This window comes from Collimonas sp. (genome assembly GCF_035566375.1).
Classification (GTDB): Bacteria; Pseudomonadota; Gammaproteobacteria; order Burkholderiales; family Burkholderiaceae_D; genus Collimonas.
Genome location: NZ_DATMRK010000073.1, coordinates 1 through 3,395 on the forward strand (window position 1 = coordinate 1; position 3,395 = coordinate 3,395).

Annotated in this window: 5 protein-coding genes; 3 read left to right on the top strand and 2 right to left on the bottom strand. The window is 53.3% G+C overall.

What is annotated here, in order from left to right; all coding sequences use genetic code 11:
- Window positions 1–58: 58 nt before the first annotated feature.
- From VNZ60_RS22115 to tnpC, 3 genes are all read left to right on the top strand, one after another.
- A complete protein-coding gene (locus VNZ60_RS22115; RefSeq protein WP_325663051.1) occupies window positions 59–460 on the top strand; it encodes a transposase in 402 nt (133 codons plus the stop codon).
- Window positions 457–795 carry an IS66 family insertion sequence element accessory protein TnpB gene (gene tnpB, locus VNZ60_RS22120; protein ID WP_325663053.1) on the top strand — a complete coding sequence of 113 codons (339 nt, stop codon included), beginning with the start codon at window positions 457–459 and terminating at the stop codon, window positions 793–795. Before VNZ60_RS22115 ends, tnpB begins: the two co-directional genes overlap by 4 nt.
- Window positions 796–865: 70 nt before the next feature.
- On the top strand, window positions 866–2,440 hold the full coding sequence (gene tnpC / locus VNZ60_RS22125) for an IS66 family transposase (protein ID WP_325663055.1): 1,575 nt from the start codon (window positions 866–868) through the stop codon (window positions 2,438–2,440).
- Window positions 2,441–2,626: 186 nt separating this feature from the next.
- Here tnpC and VNZ60_RS22130 read toward each other — a convergent pair whose 3' ends face one another.
- Window positions 2,627–2,830: a helix-turn-helix transcriptional regulator gene (locus tag VNZ60_RS22130; RefSeq protein WP_325663057.1), complete on the bottom strand. Its 204-nt coding sequence runs from the start codon at window positions 2,828–2,830 to the stop codon at window positions 2,627–2,629.
- A 132-nt stretch (window positions 2,831–2,962) separates the two neighbouring features.
- Window positions 2,963–3,395: hypothetical protein (locus VNZ60_RS22135; protein WP_325663059.1), on the bottom strand; the 433-nt coding region annotated here is incomplete at its 5' end.

Sequence of the window (3,395 nt, forward strand, 5' to 3'; positions counted from 1 at the left end):
CGTTGTTCGCGGAGGCGACGATAGTGTCCACGATATTTTTTAATGGACACGTGTACACATGAGCCCCCAAGAATTTACACCGGCGACTTCGCGCACTCATCGGAGATATTCGGCCGCATTCAAGGCCGAAGTAATTGCAGCGTGCCTAGAACCCGGCGTCTCGATCGCCGCGGTTGCCCTAGCGAATCAGCTTAATGCCAATTTTCTACGTCGCTGGGTCAAGGTACATCGGGACCAGCAGCTGGCCGGCATAACTGCAAACACGCGTATCGAGCCGCGTATTGAACCAGCGAACTGCTCACCACCAACTTTGGTTCCAGTGACATTACAGGCTTCTGATGTTCAGCCCTCTGGCGACATCCAGATCGAAATTCGGCGCCAGCAAACCGTCTTTCAAGTTTCCTGGCCGACGTCACAAGCGGTGGCTTGCGCGCAATGGTTGCGCGAGATTTTACAATGATCCGGCCGGAGCAAATCTGGCTTGCGGTCGAGCCGGTTGACATGCGCCTGGGTATCGATGGCTTGTCTTTAAAAATACAGAAGGCGCTGGGACGGTCTCCCTGTGATGGTACGGCCTATGCCTTCAGCAATCGTAACGGTAATCGCATCAAGCTACTGATGTGGGATGGCACCGGCGTCTGGCTGTGTGTACGACGACTGCACCAAGGGCGCTTCACCTGGCCGAGAAGTGATGACGTCACCTGCATCCTCAGCGAAGCCGAATGGCAGTGGCTGACCGCCGGCGTGGACTGGTGTCGTCTGCAGGTAAAGCCACCCGCACATTTGCAGGTTTGATGAAATTAAAATGCCTTGAAGGTCAATATATATAAGAAATAAGAATGGTGTAAATGATATAATTTACACCATGAATTCCACCGCTGAACTGGCCCATCAACCACCCGATCCAGCACTCCCTGACCAGGTCCGGGCGCAGATCTCAGCACTGCAATTGCAGCTCGTCGAACGCGATGCCGAACTCAAACGGCGCGAACTAAAGATACAGAAACTTACCCTCGAACTGGCGCACCATAAACGCATCCGCTTTGGCTTCACGAGTGAAGCCTTGACGAGCGAACAGCGCGATCTGTTTATCGATACCAGCGGCGAAGATGGCGCCGCCATCGTCGCCGAACTGGAACAGCAGCAGAAACCTGCCGTCGCGCCACGTCAGCATAAACGCCCCGGCCGCAATCCATTGCCACCTGAATTGCCTCGCATTGAACATCGGCACGAACCGGAATCCTGCACCTGTGGCGAATGTGGCCACGATCTGGTCAAGATCGGTGAAGACATCAGCGAACAACTTGACGTTGAGCCGGCCCGTTTCTTTGTCCATCGCCATATTCGTCCACAATATACCTGCCGCACCTGCGAGACCATCATCGCCGCGCCGGTGTCGGCTTCCATCATCGATGGTGGTCTGGCTGCGCCAGGTCTCCATGCGTGGGTCTTGATCCAGAAATATCTGGATCATCTGCCCTTGTATCGCATCGAGAAGATCAGTGACCGCCATGGTGTGCGGATTGCCCGTTCCACGCTGGCGCAATGGGTAGGTCAGCTTGGAGTCAGCCTACAGCCACTGGTTGATAGGCTGGCCGAGTTGCTCAGACAGTGCGAAGTCCTACATGCCGATGAAACGCCGGTGCAACAGCTAGATCCTGGCAAGGGAAAGACTAAGCGGGCCTATATGTGGGCCTACCGCAGCAACGACTTGGAAGACGCCCCGCGAATCGTGGTGTTCGACTACCAAACCAGTCGCAGCGGTGAACATGCGCGCAATTTCTTGCAGGATTGGCGAGGCCATTTGATGGTGGATGATTTCGGCGGCTACAAGGCGTCCTTCCGGGAAGGCGTGACTGAACTCGCCTGTCTTGCCCATTGCCGGAGAAAATTCTTTGATCTTCACGCTGCGGGCGGCCATCCTGTGGCGGAAGAGGCGTTGCTGCGTATCGGTCAATTGTATGCCATCGAAGCGCAGGCGCGCGATGGCGATATGGCTGCTCGGCTCGCGCTGCGTCAGCAGGAAGCCGTGCCGCGGCTGAAAGCCCTGCACGACTGGTTAATCACTCAGCGATTAAAGACGGCTAAGGGCACCGGTCTGGCCAATGCCATCGATCACATTCTCAAGCGCTGGCCAGCGCTGATTCGTTATGTCGAAAGTGGACATCTCCCAATCGACAATAACGTCGCCGAGAATGCCATCAGGCCCATCACTTTGGGCCGGAAAAATTGGCTTTTTACTGGATCCGAACGCGCCGGCTGTCGTGCCGCCGCTATCCAGGGCTTGCTGGCAACCGCCAAGCTCAATGGCTTGGAACCGTATGCCTGGCTCAAGGACACACTGGAAAAATTACCGGCCTGGCCATACAGTCGTATTGATGAATTGCTCCCGCTCAGACCCCAACCAGCTGAAATTTCAATCCGCAACGTGGCGCCGTAGCACGCTTACACTTTAAAGAAGGGACGAGAAGATGATTCACCATAGCTTGTCTGAACCAGGTTTTCCGATGCGAATTTCGTGACACACGTAATTTCTTGGTTCATTCCGCACCGCCTACTACTTCTAGCTCAGTAGAAACATCGGCTTTCGCGCAAAAACCTGTCGCGACGGGGGAATGCATCGCACTCATTGTGCAGCTCCCTGAATGAGCGACTTGACCCAAGTATCAATCGCCGCTGCAGGCCACGCAACAGCGCGCGCGCCCAACTTCAGCGGTTTGGGAAATGTGCCATTATTAATTCGACGATAAATTTCTGATTTGGATAGGCCGGTTTGCGCGACGACTGTCGGTAGACGCCATAATGGATTGGTAGATTGCTGTTGCTGCATAGTTCAATACTCCTTTGTTTGCATATGAGACCGTGCGGTACTGCACGGGATGCATAGAAGTATTGGCCTTAGCGAATCATAATAAAATTACCCCTGATCGGGTAAAAGGTAGTTTGACCGGGTCACCCCTAGTTATTTTTTTGGCCTGCCGTTGCTCAACGCTACCGTCGGCATGATTTTTTTGTACCAACCCTTGATGGTTTGCTCGGTATATGTCTTCTGCAATGGCAATTGGGCATTTTGAAATGCCGCCATCAACTCAGGCAGATTGCGGACAACGATGTTTGATGCCGCCACCCATTGATTAAAAATCTGCTTGTCTGCATAACTTGCCGCCGCTTTAAAGCCGTCCTTGATTTTTTCCATTTTGTCGTCAAGGCCACGCGCTTCAATCTGCAACATTTCAAATTCACGAGTCACTTGTGCCAACTCGGCTTCCTTATCTTCACCGGATTGTTTTTGTATCCGGACAAGTTCAACAAGTGTCATGCTGCAAAACTCAGATTTTTGCATTAACTGATCGATTGCATCACCGTCTTGCACTTCGATAGCCTCAATCAAACTC

Coding starts and splice junctions, on each gene's coding strand:
- tnpB (WP_325663053.1), top strand. CDS start 457: ATGATCCGGCCGGAGCAAATCTGGCTTGCGGTCGAGCCGGTTGACATG.
- tnpC (WP_325663055.1), top strand. CDS start 866: ATGAATTCCACCGCTGAACTGGCCCATCAACCACCCGATCCAGCACTC.
- VNZ60_RS22130 (WP_325663057.1), bottom strand. CDS start 2,830: ATGCAGCAACAGCAATCTACCAATCCATTATGGCGTCTACCGACAGTC.
- VNZ60_RS22115 (WP_325663051.1), top strand. CDS start 59: ATGAGCCCCCAAGAATTTACACCGGCGACTTCGCGCACTCATCGGAGA.